Origin of the sequence: Bacillus sp. PS108 (assembly GCF_037963335.1) — a bacterium.
GTDB classification, from domain to species: Bacteria; Bacillota; Bacilli; order Bacillales; family Bacillaceae; genus Bacillus; species Bacillus subtilis.
Genome location: NZ_CP150155.1, coordinates 2,285,620 through 2,300,090, shown reverse-complemented (window position 1 = coordinate 2,300,090; position 14,471 = coordinate 2,285,620). Strand labels below are relative to the sequence as shown.

20 protein-coding genes and 1 riboswitch are annotated in these 14,471 nt (G+C 43.4%); of the genes, 17 read left to right on the top strand and 3 right to left on the bottom strand.

Translation table 11 applies throughout. The annotated features are described in order from the left end of the window. Positions 1 to 10 precede the first annotated feature (10 nt). The 13 genes from NSQ16_RS11745 (at position 11) to lysA (ending at position 10,299) form a co-directional block, all read left to right on the top strand. Positions 11 to 826, top strand: a complete 816-nt coding sequence (locus tag NSQ16_RS11745; protein ID WP_230488245.1) for a purine nucleoside phosphorylase I, inosine and guanosine-specific — start codon at positions 11 to 13, stop codon at positions 824 to 826. Between the two features lie 154 nt (positions 827 to 980). After that, complete coding sequence (gene dacF / locus NSQ16_RS11740) at positions 981 to 2,150, top strand: D-alanyl-D-alanine carboxypeptidase DacF (protein ID WP_038829775.1); 1,170 nt, start codon at positions 981 to 983, stop codon at positions 2,148 to 2,150. Positions 2,151 to 2,245: 95 nt separating this feature from the next. Then, positions 2,246 to 2,599, top strand: coding sequence for an anti-sigma F factor antagonist (gene spoIIAA, locus NSQ16_RS11735; protein ID WP_004398633.1), 354 nt, complete (start codon positions 2,246 to 2,248; stop codon positions 2,597 to 2,599). Then, a complete protein-coding gene (gene spoIIAB, locus NSQ16_RS11730; protein ID WP_003230452.1) occupies positions 2,596 to 3,036 on the top strand; it encodes an anti-sigma F factor in 441 nt (146 codons plus the stop codon). Before spoIIAA ends, spoIIAB begins: the two co-directional genes overlap by 4 nt. Positions 3,037 to 3,047: 11 nt before the next feature. After that, positions 3,048 to 3,815 (top strand): RNA polymerase sporulation sigma factor SigF, encoded by a 768-nt coding sequence (gene sigF / locus NSQ16_RS11725; protein ID WP_003230458.1) that lies wholly within the window; start codon positions 3,048 to 3,050, stop codon positions 3,813 to 3,815. Between the two features lie 126 nt (positions 3,816 to 3,941). Continuing rightward, entirely contained in the window at positions 3,942 to 4,562 is a 621-nt protein-coding gene (gene spoVAA, locus NSQ16_RS11720; protein ID WP_015714205.1) for a stage V sporulation protein SpoVAA, read from the top strand. Beyond that, complete coding sequence (gene spoVAB, locus NSQ16_RS11715) at positions 4,552 to 4,977, top strand: stage V sporulation protein SpoVAB (protein ID WP_003230463.1); 426 nt, start codon at positions 4,552 to 4,554, stop codon at positions 4,975 to 4,977. Before spoVAA ends, spoVAB begins: the two co-directional genes overlap by 11 nt. A gap of 12 nt (positions 4,978 to 4,989) precedes the next feature. After that, positions 4,990 to 5,442: a stage V sporulation protein AC gene (spoVAC, locus tag NSQ16_RS11710; RefSeq protein ID WP_029726751.1), complete on the top strand. Its 453-nt coding sequence runs from the start codon at positions 4,990 to 4,992 to the stop codon at positions 5,440 to 5,442. A gap of 12 nt (positions 5,443 to 5,454) precedes the next feature. Further along, positions 5,455 to 6,471, top strand: coding sequence for a stage V sporulation protein AD (gene spoVAD, locus NSQ16_RS11705; protein WP_003230465.1), 1,017 nt, complete (start codon positions 5,455 to 5,457; stop codon positions 6,469 to 6,471). 1 nt (position 6,472) lies between these two features. Beyond that, positions 6,473 to 6,823: a stage V sporulation protein AE gene (gene spoVAE / locus NSQ16_RS11700; protein ID WP_003230467.1), complete on the top strand. Its 351-nt coding sequence runs from the start codon at positions 6,473 to 6,475 to the stop codon at positions 6,821 to 6,823. 7 nt (positions 6,824 to 6,830) lie between these two features. Beyond that, the gene (gene spoVAEA / locus NSQ16_RS11695; RefSeq protein ID WP_003230469.1) at positions 6,831 to 7,442 is read left to right on the top strand and encodes a stage V sporulation protein SpoVABEA; all 612 of its coding nucleotides are present in this window, start codon (positions 6,831 to 6,833) and stop codon (positions 7,440 to 7,442) included. Further along, on the top strand, positions 7,393 to 8,874 hold the full coding sequence (spoVAF, locus tag NSQ16_RS11690) for a spore germination protein SpoVAF (RefSeq protein WP_003230471.1): 1,482 nt from the start codon (positions 7,393 to 7,395) through the stop codon (positions 8,872 to 8,874). The genes spoVAEA and spoVAF overlap by 50 nt, the downstream gene beginning before the upstream one ends. A gap of 105 nt (positions 8,875 to 8,979) precedes the next feature. Continuing rightward, entirely contained in the window at positions 8,980 to 10,299 is a 1,320-nt protein-coding gene (gene lysA, locus NSQ16_RS11685; RefSeq protein WP_004398851.1) for a diaminopimelate decarboxylase, read from the top strand. Positions 10,300 to 10,328: 29 nt separating this feature from the next. Here the strand turns inward: lysA and NSQ16_RS11680 are convergent, their stop codons facing one another. Next, positions 10,329 to 11,201: a DUF1002 domain-containing protein gene (locus NSQ16_RS11680; protein WP_014480169.1), complete on the bottom strand. Its 873-nt coding sequence runs from the start codon at positions 11,199 to 11,201 to the stop codon at positions 10,329 to 10,331. Between the two features lie 255 nt (positions 11,202 to 11,456). Between NSQ16_RS11680 and NSQ16_RS11675 the strand changes: the two genes are divergently transcribed. After that, positions 11,457 to 11,888 (top strand): peptidylprolyl isomerase, encoded by a 432-nt coding sequence (locus tag NSQ16_RS11675; RefSeq protein WP_003223931.1) that lies wholly within the window; start codon positions 11,457 to 11,459, stop codon positions 11,886 to 11,888. A 134-nt stretch (positions 11,889 to 12,022) separates the two neighbouring features. Here the strand turns inward: NSQ16_RS11675 and NSQ16_RS11670 are convergent, their stop codons facing one another. Continuing rightward, the gene (locus NSQ16_RS11670) at positions 12,023 to 12,235 is read right to left on the bottom strand and encodes a spore germination protein (protein ID WP_003230479.1); all 213 of its coding nucleotides are present in this window, start codon (positions 12,233 to 12,235) and stop codon (positions 12,023 to 12,025) included. A 169-nt stretch (positions 12,236 to 12,404) separates the two neighbouring features. Between NSQ16_RS11670 and NSQ16_RS11665 the strand changes: the two genes are divergently transcribed. Then, positions 12,405 to 12,611, top strand: a complete 207-nt coding sequence (locus NSQ16_RS11665; RefSeq protein ID WP_003230483.1) for a zinc ribbon domain-containing protein — start codon at positions 12,405 to 12,407, stop codon at positions 12,609 to 12,611. Here the strand turns inward: NSQ16_RS11665 and NSQ16_RS11660 are convergent. Further along, a complete protein-coding gene (locus tag NSQ16_RS11660; RefSeq protein WP_015251784.1) occupies positions 12,554 to 12,793 on the bottom strand; it encodes a hypothetical protein in 240 nt (79 codons plus the stop codon). The genes NSQ16_RS11665 and NSQ16_RS11660 overlap by 58 nt on opposite strands. Positions 12,794 to 13,032: 239 nt before the next feature. On the opposite strand from NSQ16_RS11660, the gene lepB reads away from it, so the two are divergent. Further along, complete coding sequence (lepB, locus tag NSQ16_RS11655; protein WP_230488244.1) at positions 13,033 to 13,584, top strand: signal peptidase I; 552 nt, start codon at positions 13,033 to 13,035, stop codon at positions 13,582 to 13,584. Between the two features lie 234 nt (positions 13,585 to 13,818). Further along, positions 13,819 to 14,163: a hypothetical protein gene (locus tag NSQ16_RS11650; RefSeq protein ID WP_003230488.1), complete on the top strand. Its 345-nt coding sequence runs from the start codon at positions 13,819 to 13,821 to the stop codon at positions 14,161 to 14,163. Positions 14,164 to 14,283: 120 nt separating this feature from the next. Continuing rightward, a riboswitch (FMN riboswitch) is annotated at positions 14,284 to 14,428 on the top strand. Positions 14,429 to 14,471: the final 43 nt, after the last annotated feature.

The window sequence follows — 14,471 nt, the reverse complement described above, 5'->3', positions numbered from 1 at the left end:
GGACTGTTTCTTGAAGGACAGAATTGAACGCGCAGCAGCTTTTATTAAACAAAACCTGCCGGAATCTCCGAAGATCGGCCTTATTTTAGGCTCAGGTCTTGGCATTTTGGCTGACGAAATCGAAAATCCGGTCAAGCTGAAATATGAAGACATACCTGAATTCCCGGTATCTACTGTTGAAGGGCATGCCGGACAGCTTGTGCTTGGCACTCTTGAAGGAGTTTCCGTCATTGCAATGCAGGGCCGCTTTCATTTTTATGAAGGCTACTCAATGGAGAAAGTCACATTCCCTGTACGCGTGATGAAAGCGCTCGGTGTGGAAGCGTTGATCGTGACAAATGCCGCAGGCGGTGTCAACACTGAATTCCGTGCGGGAGACTTAATGATTATTACCGATCATATCAACTTTATGGGAACAAACCCGTTAATCGGGCCAAACGAAGCAGATTTCGGCGCCAGATTTCCAGATATGTCTTCAGCCTATGACAAAGATCTGTCCAGCCTGGCTGAAAAGATTGCGAAAGACCTTAATATCCCAATTCAAAAAGGCGTGTACACTGCTGTGACAGGACCTTCTTACGAAACACCGGCAGAAGTCCGGTTCTTAAGAACGATGGGCTCTGATGCAGTCGGCATGTCTACTGTTCCGGAAGTCATTGTAGCGAATCATGCGGGAATGCGGGTTCTTGGCATTTCCTGCATCTCTAACGCGGCAGCCGGAGTTCTGGATCAGCCTTTAAGCCACGATGAAGTTATGGAAGTGACCGAAAAAGTAAAAGCTGGATTCTTAAAGCTTGTTAAAGCGATCGTCGCTCAGTACGAATAAAAATGAATCAATGCAGGACCAAAAGACAGCTGTGTCTGATATCACACAGCTGTCTTTTTTTACGCCCAAAATTCGAAACATTTTCCATCAGTGGCGTATAAAACCATCCCGCTTGGAAAAAATAAAAAGGATTATGAAATGGAGGGCTTTTGAGATGAAACGTCTTTTATCCACTTTGTTGATTGGTATAATGCTGCTTACATTTGCACCGTCTGCATTTGCAAAACAAGACGGAAAACGTACATCGGAGCTTGCTCATGAAGCGAAGTCTGCGGTGCTGATAGAACGTGACACGGGAAAAGTGCTTTACAACAAGAACAGCAATGAGAGACTGGCGCCTGCAAGCATGACGAAAATTATGACGATGCTTTTGATTATGGAAGCTTTAGATAAAGGCAAAATCAAAATGAGTGATAAAGTCCGTACAAGCGAGCATGCGGCGTCAATGGGCGGCTCACAGATCTTCCTTGAGCCCGGCGAAGAAATGACTGTCAAAGAAATGCTGAAAGGCATCGCAATCGCTTCGGGAAATGACGCTTCCGTCGCCATGGCTGAATTTATTTCCGGCTCTGAAGAAGAATTTGTGAAGAAAATGAATAAAAAAGCAAAAGAGCTGGGATTGAAAAATACATCCTTTAAAAACCCAACAGGACTGACCGAGGAAGGACACTACAGCTCTGCTTATGACATGGCAATCATGGCTAAGGAATTATTGAAATACGAATCAATTACGAAGTTTACCGGCACGTATGAAGATTATCTGCGTGAAAATACAGATAAAAAGTTTTGGCTTGTAAATACAAATCGCCTTATCAAATTTTATCCTGGTGTAGACGGCGTAAAAACAGGCTATACAGGCGAAGCGAAATATTGTCTGACTGCTTCGGCTAAAAAAGGAAACATGCGGGCCATAGCGGTTGTATTCGGAGCGAGCACGCCTAAAGAAAGAAACGCGCAAGTGACAAAAATGCTTGACTTCGCCTTTAGCCAATATGAAACGCATCCTTTATATAAACGAAATGAAACAGTAGCAAAAGTAAAGGTCAAAAAAGGGAAACAAAAATTGATCGAACTCACTACATCTGAGCCGATTTCAATATTGACGAAAAAAGGCGAGGATATGAACGATGTGAAAAAAGAAATCAAGATGAAGGACAATATTAGTGCTCCGATTCAAAAAGGCCAAGAGCTTGGCACTCTTGTTCTGAAAAAGGATGGAGAAGTACTCGCTGAAAGTCCTGTTGCTGCAAAAGAAGATATGAAGAAAGCCGGGTTTATCACATTCTTGAAGCGGACGATGGGAGACTGGACAAAATTTAAGTAATTATGCCGAATGACCACTAGTTTTGTCACGGTGAAGGAATTCATTCCGTCGAAATCGAAACACTCATTATCCGATCATATCAAGGAGGAATGAGCATGAGCCTTGGAATTGACATGAATGTCAAAGAATCTGTGCTTTGTATTCGATTAACAGGCGAACTCGATCACCATACGGCTGAAACCCTGAAGCAAAAAGTGACTCAATCATTGGAGAAGGATGATATTCGCCATATCGTGCTGAACTTGGAGGACCTCTCCTTTATGGACAGCTCGGGGCTTGGCGTTATTTTAGGAAGATACAAGCAAATTAAGCAAATTGGCGGAGAAATGGTTGTTTGCGCTATCTCTCCTGCGGTGAAGCGATTGTTTGATATGTCGGGTCTGTTTAAAATTATCCGATTTGAACAATCTGAACAGCAGGCACTCCTGACACTGGGGGTGGCATCATGAAAAATGAAATGCACCTTGAGTTTTCTGCCCTCAGTCAGAATGAATCGTTCGCCCGTGTGACAGTTGCTTCATTTATAGCTCAGCTGGACCCGACAATGGATGAACTGACTGAAATCAAAACAGTCGTGTCAGAGGCTGTCACGAATGCGATTATCCATGGATATGAAGAGAACTGTGAAGGGAAAGTTTACATTTCAGTGACGCTGGAAGATCATGTCGTATATATGACCATTCGTGATGAAGGCTTAGGCATTACAGATCTTGAAGAAGCCCGTCAGCCTCTATTTACGACTAAGCCTGAGCTTGAGCGCTCTGGAATGGGCTTTACCATTATGGAAAATTTCATGGATGATGTCAGTATCGATTCATCGCCTGAAATGGGAACAACGATTCGCTTAACAAAGCACTTATCAAAAAGCAAAGCGCTTTGTAATTAAGGAGATTTGTTATGGATGTGGAGGTTAAGAAAAACGGCAAAAACGCTCAGCTGAAGGATCATGAAGTAAAGGAATTAATCAAACAAAGCCAAAATGGCGACCAGCAGGCAAGAGACCTCCTCATAGAAAAAAACATGCGTCTTGTTTGGTCTGTCGTACAGCGGTTTTTAAACAGAGGATATGAGCCTGACGATCTCTTCCAGATCGGCTGCATCGGGCTGTTAAAATCTGTTGACAAATTTGATTTAACCTATGATGTGCGTTTTTCAACGTATGCAGTGCCGATGATTATCGGAGAAATCCAACGATTTATCCGTGATGACGGAACCGTAAAGGTATCAAGGTCATTAAAAGAGCTTGGAAACAAAATCCGGCGCGCGAAGGATGAGCTTTCGAAAACACTGGGCAGAGTGCCGACGGTGCAGGAGATCGCTGACCATTTGGAGATTGAAGCTGAGGATGTTGTACTGGCCCAAGAGGCGGTAAGGGCTCCATCTTCGATTCACGAAACCGTTTATGAAAATGACGGAGATCCGATTACCCTGCTTGATCAAATCGCTGACAACTCAGAAGAAAAATGGTTTGACAAAATTGCGCTGAAAGAAGCGATCAGCGATTTGGAGGAAAGGGAAAAACTAATCGTCTATCTCAGATATTATAAAGACCAGACACAGTCCGAGGTGGCTGAGCGGCTCGGGATCTCTCAGGTGCAGGTTTCCAGGCTTGAAAAGAAAATATTAAAACAGATCAAGGTTCAAATGGATCATACGGATGGCTAGTCTGCAGTGCAGGCTAGCTTTTTTATGTGCAAAAGCGTGGTAATTTATGGTCTTTTCGAGCGGATGAATGAGAACAAAATCGAACCACATACTACATATATAACCACCGAAAGATGGTGATCAATGATGGAACGACGAATATTTATCCGGCTTCGCCACCGGGTGCTGGCACATCCAGGGGATATTATTACCGTTGGAGATGCCGCGCAAATAGAAGGGCAGCTTCAGCTGAAAAAGAAACTTTCGGCTATGCCGCTTTATCAGGTGAGCGAAAAAGATAAAAATATCGTAATTCTGGATATCATACAAGTCCTCAGAGCCATTCATTTACAAGACCCGACACTTGATGTTCAAACCGTAGGCGGAGCAGAAACCATTGTTGAAATTCAGTATCGAAAGCGAAATTTATCAACGGTTCTATTTATCGGTGTCTGGCTGCTTCTGTTTATTGGATCGTGTCTTGCCATCATGAACTTTCATGAGGATGTAAGCATGAGAGATGTTCATATCGCACTATATGAAATCATAACCGGAGAGAGGAATGATTATCCATATTTGCTTCAAATCCCATACAGCATCGGTTTGGGACTGGGGATGATCGTGTTTTTTAACCACATATTTAAAAAGCGCCTAAATGAAGAGCCCAGCCCGCTGGAGGTTGAGATGTTTAACTATCAGCTTGATCTCGATCAATATGTGGCCATGCATGAGAATCAAGAAACCATAAAGGATCTGCATGATCGTTAGTGTATTGTTCATCATTTTTGTCGGGCTCGGCGGAGGCATAACGGTGGGGGCGGGTTTCGTTGCTTTTTTAACCGTAATGGGAATCATTCCGCGGCTGATGCAGCTCACCAAAACAATGAGATTTGTTCAGGCTTATGAAGCGGCTGTTATTCTTGGCGCGGTTTGCGGGGGATGGGAGACGCTTCATATGAATCATCTTTATCTAACAAAATGGATAGCTGTGCCGGTCGGGCTTCTGGCAGGTTTGTTCGTCGGGATGCTAGCGGCTGCTCTTACAGAGGTTTTAAATGTCCTGCCGATTTTGGCGAAACGAATCGGGCTCAGAAGTAAAATCATTATTTTATTAATGGCCATCGTGATTGGGAAAATCGCGGGATCTTTATTTCACTGGCTGTACTTTATTGACCATTCATAAGGAGGTTTCAAGATGACAAACATAAAAGAAAATTACAAATCAAAAGTGAAAACATATCAGCCTAAGCCGCCTTACGTCTGGAACTGTGTAAAAGCCTTTTTAGTGGGCGGACTGATTTGTGCAATCGGGCAAGGTCTGCAAAATTTTTATATCCATTTTTTTGATTTCAATGAAAAAACTGCGGGGAATCCAACAGCTGCAACGCTGATATTAATTTCTGCCCTGCTTACAGGGCTTGGCATCTATGACAGAATCGGACAATTCGCAGGCGCAGGTTCAGCCGTACCTGTCACAGGTTTTGCCAACAGTATGGCAAGCGCGGCTCTTGAATATAAAAGCGAAGGATTAGTGCTTGGAGTAGCGACAAATATGTTTAAACTGGCAGGAAATGTTATTGTTTTCGGAGTTGTAGCTGCATACATCGTTGGAATGATTCGGTTTGCTTTTGAGAAATTGATGTCATAGGAGGAGAAGAAAATGAAATTAACAGGAAAGCAAACCTGGGTATTTGAACATCCCATATTTGTCAACTCAGCGGGAACGGCAGCAGGACCAAAGGAAAAAGACGGGCCGCTCGGCTCTTTATTTGATAAAACCTATGACGAAATGCATTGTAATCAAAAAAGCTGGGAAATGGCGGAACGGCAGCTGATGGAAGACGCTGTTAATGTTGCACTTCAAAAAAACAATCTGACAAAAGATGATATTGACCTATTGCTGGCAGGCGACTTGCTGAACCAAAACGTGACGGCTAACTATGTGGCAAGACACTTGAAAATCCCATTTCTTTGTATGTTTGGCGCCTGTTCAACATCAATGGAAACAGTGGCTGTCGCATCAGCCTTAGTTGATGGCGGGTTTGCCAAAAGGGCACTCGCTGCCACTAGCAGTCACAATGCAACTGCGGAAAGACAGTTTCGCTATCCGACAGAATACGGAGGCCAAAAACCGGACACTGCTACCTCCACTGTAACCGGAAGCGGTGCAGTTGTCATCAGTCAGACACCGGGTGATATCCAAATCACAAGTGCGACTGTCGGGAAGGTTTCTGATTTAGGAATTACAGATCCTTTTGATATGGGATCGGCTATGGCTCCGGCTGCAGCTGATACGATTAAGCAGCACTTTAAAGATCTCAACCGGACAGCGGATGACTATGATCTAATCCTGACAGGTGACCTGTCAGGCGTCGGTTCTCCAATCGTAAAAGACATTTTAAAAGAAGATGGATATCCAGTCGGCACAAAGCATGATGATTGCGGGCTTCTGATTTACACTCCGGATCAGCAGGTCTTTGCCGGGGGGAGCGGCTGTGCTTGTTCAGCGGTTGTCACCTACTCTCATATTTTTAAGCAGCTGAGAGAAGGAAAACTAAACCGTGTATTTGTCGTGGCGACCGGGGCGCTATTAAGCCCGACGATGATCCAGCAAAAAGAAACCATCCCGACTATCGCCCACGGGGTTGTATTTGAGCGTGCAGGAGGTGCATCTTAATATGGACTACCTTTTGGCTTTTGTCTGCGGCGGGGCCATTTGTATCGTCGGCCAGCTGCTCTTGGATATTTTTAAATTGACGCCAGCTCATGTCATGACATCATTTGTTGTAATCGGTGCAATATTAGATGGTTTCGGCATTTACGATAAATTTATTGAATTTGCCGGAGGAGGCGCCACCGTTCCGATCGTCAGCTTCGGTCACAGTCTTCTGCACGGCGCCATGCATCAGGCGCATATACACGGATTTATCGGAATCGGCATGGGGATTTTTGAGCTGACCTCGGCCGGTATCTCAGCCGCTATTCTTTTCGCCTTTATCGTAGCTGTTATTTTCAAACCGAAAGGATAATGCCGACATGACGACAAAACGCAAGGTCATACTGGTAACAGACGGGGATGTTTATGCCGCTAAAACAATTGAATATGCCGCAAGCAAAGTGGGAGGCCGATGCATTTCACAATCAAAAGGGAATCCTTCCACCCGCAGCGGCGCCGAGCTTGTCAAGCTGATCGCCTCAGCACCGTATGATCCTGTATTTGTCATGTTTGACGACTCCGGCCTTCAAGGAGAGGGTCCGGGAGAAGCCGCTCTAACCTATGTCGCAACCCATCCGTCTATTGAAGTGCTCGGTGTGATTGCGGTCGCGTCAAAAACACATCAGGCTGAATGGACCAGGGTCGATGTAAGCATTGACCGCAATGGAGAAATAACTGAATACGGCGTCGATAAAGTCGGGGAAAGGGAATTTGATGACCACAGAATGAGTGGAGATACAGTCTATTGCCTTGATAAACTTGATCTCCCGCTTATTGTCGGTATCGGGGATATCGGCAAAATGGGCAGAAAAGACGATATCTCAAAAGGGTCGCCAATCACCATGAAAGCGGTCGAGTTTATTTTAGAAAGGAGCGGGTATCATGCCGGACCACAAGGAAGAGAAAATTCGGGTTTATCGGAATCCAGCTAAAAATGAAGAGTATTTCAAAAACCGTGTCGGGATGGGGACGAGCTATGATGTAGGTGTTCGCAAGCTCACGATTTTAGATAAAGAGATCCAGCTTTACTATCTAAATGGATTATGCGATACAGCCTATATTATTCATTTAATGAGAGAGCTTGTTGCCATTAACAATCGGAAAGAAGACCCTGATGAGCTGGTCGACATCGTCGAAAACAGGCTGCTTAACGCCCAGGTCGAAAAAGTAAAAACCTTGGATGAAACCACCGACCAAGTGCTGTCCGGGCTCGTCGCTGTCATTGTTGAAGGTGCAGGCTTCGCATTTATAATTGACGTCAGAAGCTATCCGGGCAGAAACCCGGAAGAACCTGATACGGAAAAGGTGGTCAGGGGAGCCAGAGACGGATTTGTTGAAAATATCGTCGTCAATACGGCCCTTCTCAGAAGGCGGATCAGAGACGAGCGCCTTCGAGTCAAGATGACTAAAGTTGGTGAGCGGTCAAAGACGGATTTAAGCATTTGTTATATAGAAGATATAGCTGATCCGGATCTGGTTGAGATCGTAGAAAAAGAAATTGCATCCATTGATGTCGATGGATTAACAATGGCAGACAAAACTGTCGAGGAATTCATTGTTAATCAAAGCTATAATCCTTTTCCGCTCGTGCGCTATACAGAAAGACCGGATGTGGCCGCAAATCATGTTCTAGAAGGCCATGTTATCATTATAGTGGACACATCGCCGAGTGTGATCATTACCCCGACGACTTTATTTCACCATGTGCAGCATGCTGAAGAATATAGGCAGGCGCCTTCAGTCGGGACCTTTTTAAGATGGGTAAGATTTTTCGGTATTCTTGCTTCTACTTTATTTCTTCCGATCTGGTTTCTCTTTGTGCTTCAGCCTGATCTGCTCCCGGACAACATGAAATTTATCGGTTTAAATAAAGATACGCATATCCCGATCATCCTGCAGATATTTTTAGCTGACTTAGGAATCGAGTTTCTCAGAATGGCTGCCATTCACACCCCGACGGCTTTATCGACAGCAATGGGTTTAATTGCCGCTGTTCTGATCGGGCAGATTGCGATTGAGGTCGGCCTTTTTTCTCCTGAGGTGATCCTGTACGTCTCACTTGCGGCGATTGGAACCTTTACGACACCTAGTTATGAATTAAGCTTGGCAAACAAAATGAGCCGTCTTGTCCTCATGATACTCGTTGCCTTATTTCATATAAAAGGGCTCGTCATCGGATTTACAGTGCTAATTATTGCCATGGCAAGCATCAAATCCCTTCAGACACCGTACTTATGGCCGCTGATTCCCTTTAACGGAAAGGCGCTGTGGCAGGTTCTTGTCCGCACAGCGAAACCTGGCGCAAAAGTAAGACCCAGTATCGTTCACCCCAAAAATCGCTTAAGGCAGCCTACCAATTCATAATCGCATTGAAACTGACTGAAGAGTATGATAATGTATGTCTTAATTATGAAGGGACAGTCCATAAAACTGTCCTTTCATCCATAAGCGGAGAAAGAGGGAATGACATTGTTCTTACACGGCACAAGCAGACAAAATCAACATGGTCATTTAGAAATCGGAGGTGTGGATGCTCTCTATTTAGCGGAGAAATATGGTACACCTCTTTACGTATATGATGTGGCTTTAATACGTGAGCGTGCTAAAAGCTTTAAACAGGCGTTTATTTCTGCAGGGCTGAAAGCACAGGTGGCATATGCGAGCAAAGCATTCTCATCAGTCGCAATGATTCAGCTCGCTGAGGAAGAGGGACTTTCTTTAGATGTCGTATCCGGAGGAGAGCTATATACGGCTGTTGCGGCAGGCTTTCCGGCAGAACGCATCCACTTTCATGGAAACAATAAGAGCAGGGAAGAACTGCGCATGGCGCTTGAGCACCGCATCGGCTGCATTGTGGTGGATAATTTCTATGAAATTGCGCTTCTTGAAGACCTATGTAAAGAAACGGGTCACTCCATCGATGTTCTTCTTCGGATCACGCCCGGAGTAGAAGCGCATACGCATGACTACATTACAACGGGCCAGGAAGATTCAAAGTTTGGTTTCGATCTTCATAACGGACAAACTGAACGGGCCATTGAACAAGTATTACAATCGGAACACATTCAGCTGCTGGGTGTCCATTGCCATATCGGCTCGCAAATCTTTGATACGGCCGGTTTTGTGTTAGCAGCGGAAAAAATCTTCAAAAAACTAGACGAGTGGAGAGATTCATATTCATTTGTATCCAAGGTGCTGAATCTTGGAGGAGGTTTCGGCATTCGTTATACGGAAGATGATGAACCGCTTCATGCCACTGAATACGTTGAAAAAATTATCGAAGCTGTGAAAGAAAATGCTTCCCGTTACGGTTTTGACATTCCGGAAATTTGGATCGAACCGGGCCGTTCTCTCGTGGGAGACGCAGGCACAACTCTTTATACGGTTGGCTCTCAAAAAGAAGTGCCGGGTGTCCGCCAATATGTGGCTGTAGACGGAGGCATGAACGACAATATTCGTCCTGCGCTTTACCAAGCTAAATATGAAGCTGCGGCAGCCAACAGGATCGGAGAAGCGCATGACAAAACGGTATCAATTGCCGGAAAGTGCTGTGAAAGCGGAGATATGCTGATTTGGGATATTGACCTGCCGGAAGTAAAAGAAGGCGATCTTCTTGCCGTTTTTTGTACAGGCGCTTATGGATACAGCATGGCCAACAATTATAACCGTATTCCGAGACCCGCCGTTGTATTTGTCGAAAACGGTGAGGCTCATTTAGTCGTGAAGCGAGAAACATACGAAGATATTGTAAAACTTGATCTGCCATTTAAAACGGGTGTAAAGCAATAAAAGAAAGCGCCGATTTTTCGGCGCTTTTCCTATTTGAATATAGATACAATCGCATTCCAGATAGATACGAAGAAATCAATGACTTTCTGGATGAAGTTTTTGCCTTCATCTGATTCTATGAATTTCGTAATCTTATCTTTCGCTTTATCTAGCTGGTCACTGACCTGTCCCCAGTCAATGTCAGCGTTTTTCATCTTATTGAATAGGGAGACAAGCTGATTCTTTTGGCTGTCTGTAAGTGTGACGTTTAAATCAGAAGCTGCGTCATCCACTTGTTTTTCGATGTCAGCTTTATTATCAGGCACCCCGTTTTTAGCAAACTCTTCTTTGATTTTTGCAATCAGGGCTGCCGCATTTTCGTTACCGATTTTGTCTCCAAGCTCTGATGTCGTGACAAGCTCTTGGTTGGCGACTTGCTTAACATCCTCCGAGATCGCTTCGTCAGAAGAAACTTCATAAGCCTTAATCAATCCAGTTAAAGCGGCAGTCCCGGATACTTCAAACGGTGCTGTAACATACACCTTCGCATCTTTAACACCGGCTGTCATCAGTGCATTCAGGTACATTTCATCTGTGATGCCGCTGATATTATGGGTCTCAACATTCAATCCGGAGCCTTTTTTGGCAATGGTGATTGACGATGAAGAAATCGCTCTCGATCCGATTTGCGCGTTCGATATATATTTTCCTAAATATTCATGTTCTTCCTTATTGGTCACGGTTACCGTTGTGGCATTATCAGGGACATTCATTTCATCAAGCACTTTTTGTTTGTCGGATTCTGACAAATCAGCACCCAGTGTTACAATGACATCTCCAACTGCGGCATCCGCGAGACTGACCTTCGGAACCGTCAGCAGCAAAACGGCCGCTGCCAGCATTCCAATCCAAATTTTCTTCAAAGCAGTTTGACCTCCTTCAATTTCACAAGCAGCTGGATAGTGCTGCTTTGTGAGGACCTGAATCATGAAAAATACAGTTCCGTTAGGTTAGACGGAGATAAAGAGATTCAGGTTTCATTTTTATTTTTTAGTAAAGCCGGGAGATTCGTTTTCCCCCGAAAGGTGTGGTATAATAGCCGCGACAAGGAGAGACAGGCCATAACCTATCATACATAATCTCCTTTGAAAATTAAAATAAAGAAAGTAGGCATACAATTGAAAACAGGTTACTTTTTATTAGAAGACGGGAACAAAATTGAATTTGAACTTTATCCTGAAGCTGCACCTGGAACTGTTGCAAACTTTGAAAAGCTTGCGAACGAAGGCTTTTATGACGGGCTTACATTCCACCGAGTGATTCCTGGCTTCGTCAGCCAAGGCGGCTGCCCGCACGGAACTGGTACTGGCGGTCCGGGATACACAATCAAATGTGAAACAGAAGGAAACCCGCATACACATGAGGCGGGCGCACTTTCTATGGCACATGCCGGAAAAGACACTGGCGGCAGCCAATTTTTCATCGTTCATGAGCCACAGCCTCATTTGAACGGTGTTCACACTGTGTTCGGTAAAGTAACAAGCGGATTAGAATTCGCAAAAAACATGTCTAACGGCGACGTCATGAAAGAAGTTCGCGTTGAAGGCTAATTGGCAGGCAAAAGGCTTCCTCATATAGAGGGGGCTTTTTTATTGGGTAAAAATGTTCAATAAAAAACCGCCGAGTGCTGATGGCGGTTGGTAAAACCAGGTGTTTAGTTAGTGACCCCCGTGTATTGAATACATTAAAAAGTTTTGGTGACGTTCTGATCAGTAAATTGATGATTAATCATTTTAGCCTTGCTTACAAAGTTATTTTCAAAGACAATTCCTGTGTTTAAACCTCCGGAGCCAAACACAGATTTGGACAAAGTTAAAGGCCTGATCATAAAAGCGCCGCCTACGTTAATTACACTGTTCCCGGAAACGTTGTTTATATTAATAGGATAATCAATCATACTATCAAGTCTCCTTTCATATCATTCTATTTTTTATATGTATTAGTGCTAGAGTTGATTAGCGTAAACTTAATGGCAAAAATATTTAGGAGATGCCTGTTCATTGGGATTGATATTTTGTAGTAAAATAAATCAAACAAACGTGATGTAATGAAAAGGAGATCGCGATATGGACAACAAAGGCTGTATAAAATGCGGCAGTACAGAAGCCGGACAAAAAGAAATAGCCACAACCGGCACGGGATTATCAAAGCTGTTTGACGTGCAGCATAACCGATTTCTAGTGGTTTACTGTAAGAACTGCGGATATTCAGAGTTTTATAATAAAGAGTCTTCAACTGCCGGGAATATATTGGATTTATTTTTTGGAGGCTGATCCATGTTTTCGAGCTTGAATGATTTTAAACATATTATGAAAGCAAAAAACGGGGTGCGGTTATCACCTGTGAAATAGATTGCCGCAAACATTCCAGTAACCTTCTTGATGTGAATTGTTTTGTCAAGTGCCATGGATATCATGGACTGGGAGATAAATGAACAAACTGTTCGTAACCTCATGCCTTATATACGATCTAAAGATTTAGCATATGAGAACTCTCTTTCTTCTGAGTCCATCGCTTCTGAATTATGCGATTCATTTCTTTCAATATTTGCAGGCTTAGTTATGATCGACAAGAAAAATAGGCATGATGTGGGTAGAAGATGTGTTTGTAAAATCACTTCAATGGTCCTAATGGGATTTTTTTTCGATTCGTGATAACATAAATTGAAGACCGTTGTTTATTGGAGGAAATCAGTTGAAATCAGAAAAAGTTTCGAAGAAAAAATCAATATTAGAATGGGCAAAAGCAATTGTGATTGCTGTCGTTCTTGCTTTGCTCATCCGCAACTTTATTTTTGCGCCGTATGTCGTTGACGGTGAATCCATGGAACCTACACTTCACGATCGTGAAAGGGTCTTTGTTAATATGACAGTCAAATACATCGGCGAGTTTGATAGAGGAGACATCGTCGTGTTAAACGGAGATGATGTTCACTATGTCAAACGTATTATCGGCCTTCCCGGCGATACGGTTGAGATGAAAAATGACCAGCTCTATATTAACGGGAAAAAGGTGGACGAACCTTATTTGGCAGCTAATAAAAAGATAGCGAAACAGGACGGTAAACATTTGACCGATGATTTCGGCCCGGTTAAAGTGCCTGATAACAAGTATTTTGTGATGGGTGACAATCGTCGGAATTCCACGGACAGCCGTAACGGACTTGGCCTCTTCACGAAAAAACAAATTGCGGGTACATCAAAGTTTGTTTTCTACCCGTTTAACGAAATGCGCAAAACAAATTAGGATCAAGCAGTTTCCCATTGGGGCTGCTTTTTTTATATCTTTTTTACGGTCATCCCCTAAAAACAGAACATAAATTCGTATATCTATAGAAAAGAAATTTTTGCAGAAATGTGAAACATATTCCCGTTATGCATCGTTATATTAATAATTTACGAGAATTTACGGTTTTTTATTCATGAAAAAAAGGAATAACTCATATGAATGAATAGATTCATATTGGCTGGAGGTTTAGAAATGGGAAGAATAAAAACCAAGATTACCATTCTGTTAGTGCTTTTGCTTTTACTTGCAGGCGGTTATATGTACATAAATGATGTTGAGCTGAAGGATGTTCCGACAGCAATTGGACAAACCTTGTCCTCGGAAGAAGAGGAATACACCATCCAGGAATATAAAGTGACGAAAATTGACGGCTCAGAGTATCATGGAGTAGCAGAAAACGGAACGAAAATCATCTTCAACGGAAAAAAATTAAATCAGGATTTATCTGATATAAAAGAAGGTGACAAGATTAAGGCTTACTTCAGCAAATCAAAGCGGATCGACGGATTAATCAAGGTTGCAAAAGTGAATGATTAACAAAACATCACCTTTCGGATCGAAGGGTGATGTTTTGTTTTTCTCAAATTGTAAGTTTATTTCATTGCGTACTTTAAAAAGGATCGCTATAATAGCCAATAAGGACAAATGAATAAAGATTGTATCCTTCGGGGCAGGGTGGAAATCCCGACCGGCGGTAGTAAAGCACATTTGCTTTAGAGCCCGTGACCCGTGTGCATGAGCACGCGGTGGATTCAGTTTAAGCTGAAGCCGACAGTGAAAGTCTGGATGGGAGAAGGATGATGAACCGCTATGCAAATGGTTCAAAAATGCATAGTGTTATTTCC

What these genes read in the sequence shown, in the direction of transcription:
- NSQ16_RS11665 (WP_003230483.1), top strand. Translation starts at nt 12,405, where the DNA reads ATGGACAACAAAGGCTGTATAAAATGCGGCAGTACAGAAGCCGGACAA.
- NSQ16_RS11660 (WP_015251784.1), bottom strand. Translation starts at nt 12,793, where the DNA reads ATGAGGTTACGAACAGTTTGTTCATTTATCTCCCAGTCCATGATATCC.
- sigF (WP_003230458.1), top strand. Translation starts at nt 3,048, where the DNA reads ATGGATGTGGAGGTTAAGAAAAACGGCAAAAACGCTCAGCTGAAGGAT.
- dacF (WP_038829775.1), top strand. Translation starts at nt 981, where the DNA reads ATGAAACGTCTTTTATCCACTTTGTTGATTGGTATAATGCTGCTTACA.
- spoVAC (WP_029726751.1), top strand. Translation starts at nt 4,990, where the DNA reads ATGACAAACATAAAAGAAAATTACAAATCAAAAGTGAAAACATATCAG.
- spoIIAA (WP_004398633.1), top strand. Translation starts at nt 2,246, where the DNA reads ATGAGCCTTGGAATTGACATGAATGTCAAAGAATCTGTGCTTTGTATT.
- spoVAA (WP_015714205.1), top strand. Translation starts at nt 3,942, where the DNA reads ATGGAACGACGAATATTTATCCGGCTTCGCCACCGGGTGCTGGCACAT.
- spoIIAB (WP_003230452.1), top strand. Translation starts at nt 2,596, where the DNA reads ATGAAAAATGAAATGCACCTTGAGTTTTCTGCCCTCAGTCAGAATGAA.
- spoVAD (WP_003230465.1), top strand. Translation starts at nt 5,455, where the DNA reads ATGAAATTAACAGGAAAGCAAACCTGGGTATTTGAACATCCCATATTT.
- NSQ16_RS11670 (WP_003230479.1), bottom strand. Translation starts at nt 12,235, where the DNA reads ATGATTGATTATCCTATTAATATAAACAACGTTTCCGGGAACAGTGTA.
- spoVAE (WP_003230467.1), top strand. Translation starts at nt 6,473, where the DNA reads ATGGACTACCTTTTGGCTTTTGTCTGCGGCGGGGCCATTTGTATCGTC.
- spoVAF (WP_003230471.1), top strand. Translation starts at nt 7,393, where the DNA reads ATGCCGGACCACAAGGAAGAGAAAATTCGGGTTTATCGGAATCCAGCT.
- NSQ16_RS11650 (WP_003230488.1), top strand. Translation starts at nt 13,819, where the DNA reads ATGGGAAGAATAAAAACCAAGATTACCATTCTGTTAGTGCTTTTGCTT.
- spoVAB (WP_003230463.1), top strand. Translation starts at nt 4,552, where the DNA reads ATGATCGTTAGTGTATTGTTCATCATTTTTGTCGGGCTCGGCGGAGGC.
- spoVAEA (WP_003230469.1), top strand. Translation starts at nt 6,831, where the DNA reads ATGACGACAAAACGCAAGGTCATACTGGTAACAGACGGGGATGTTTAT.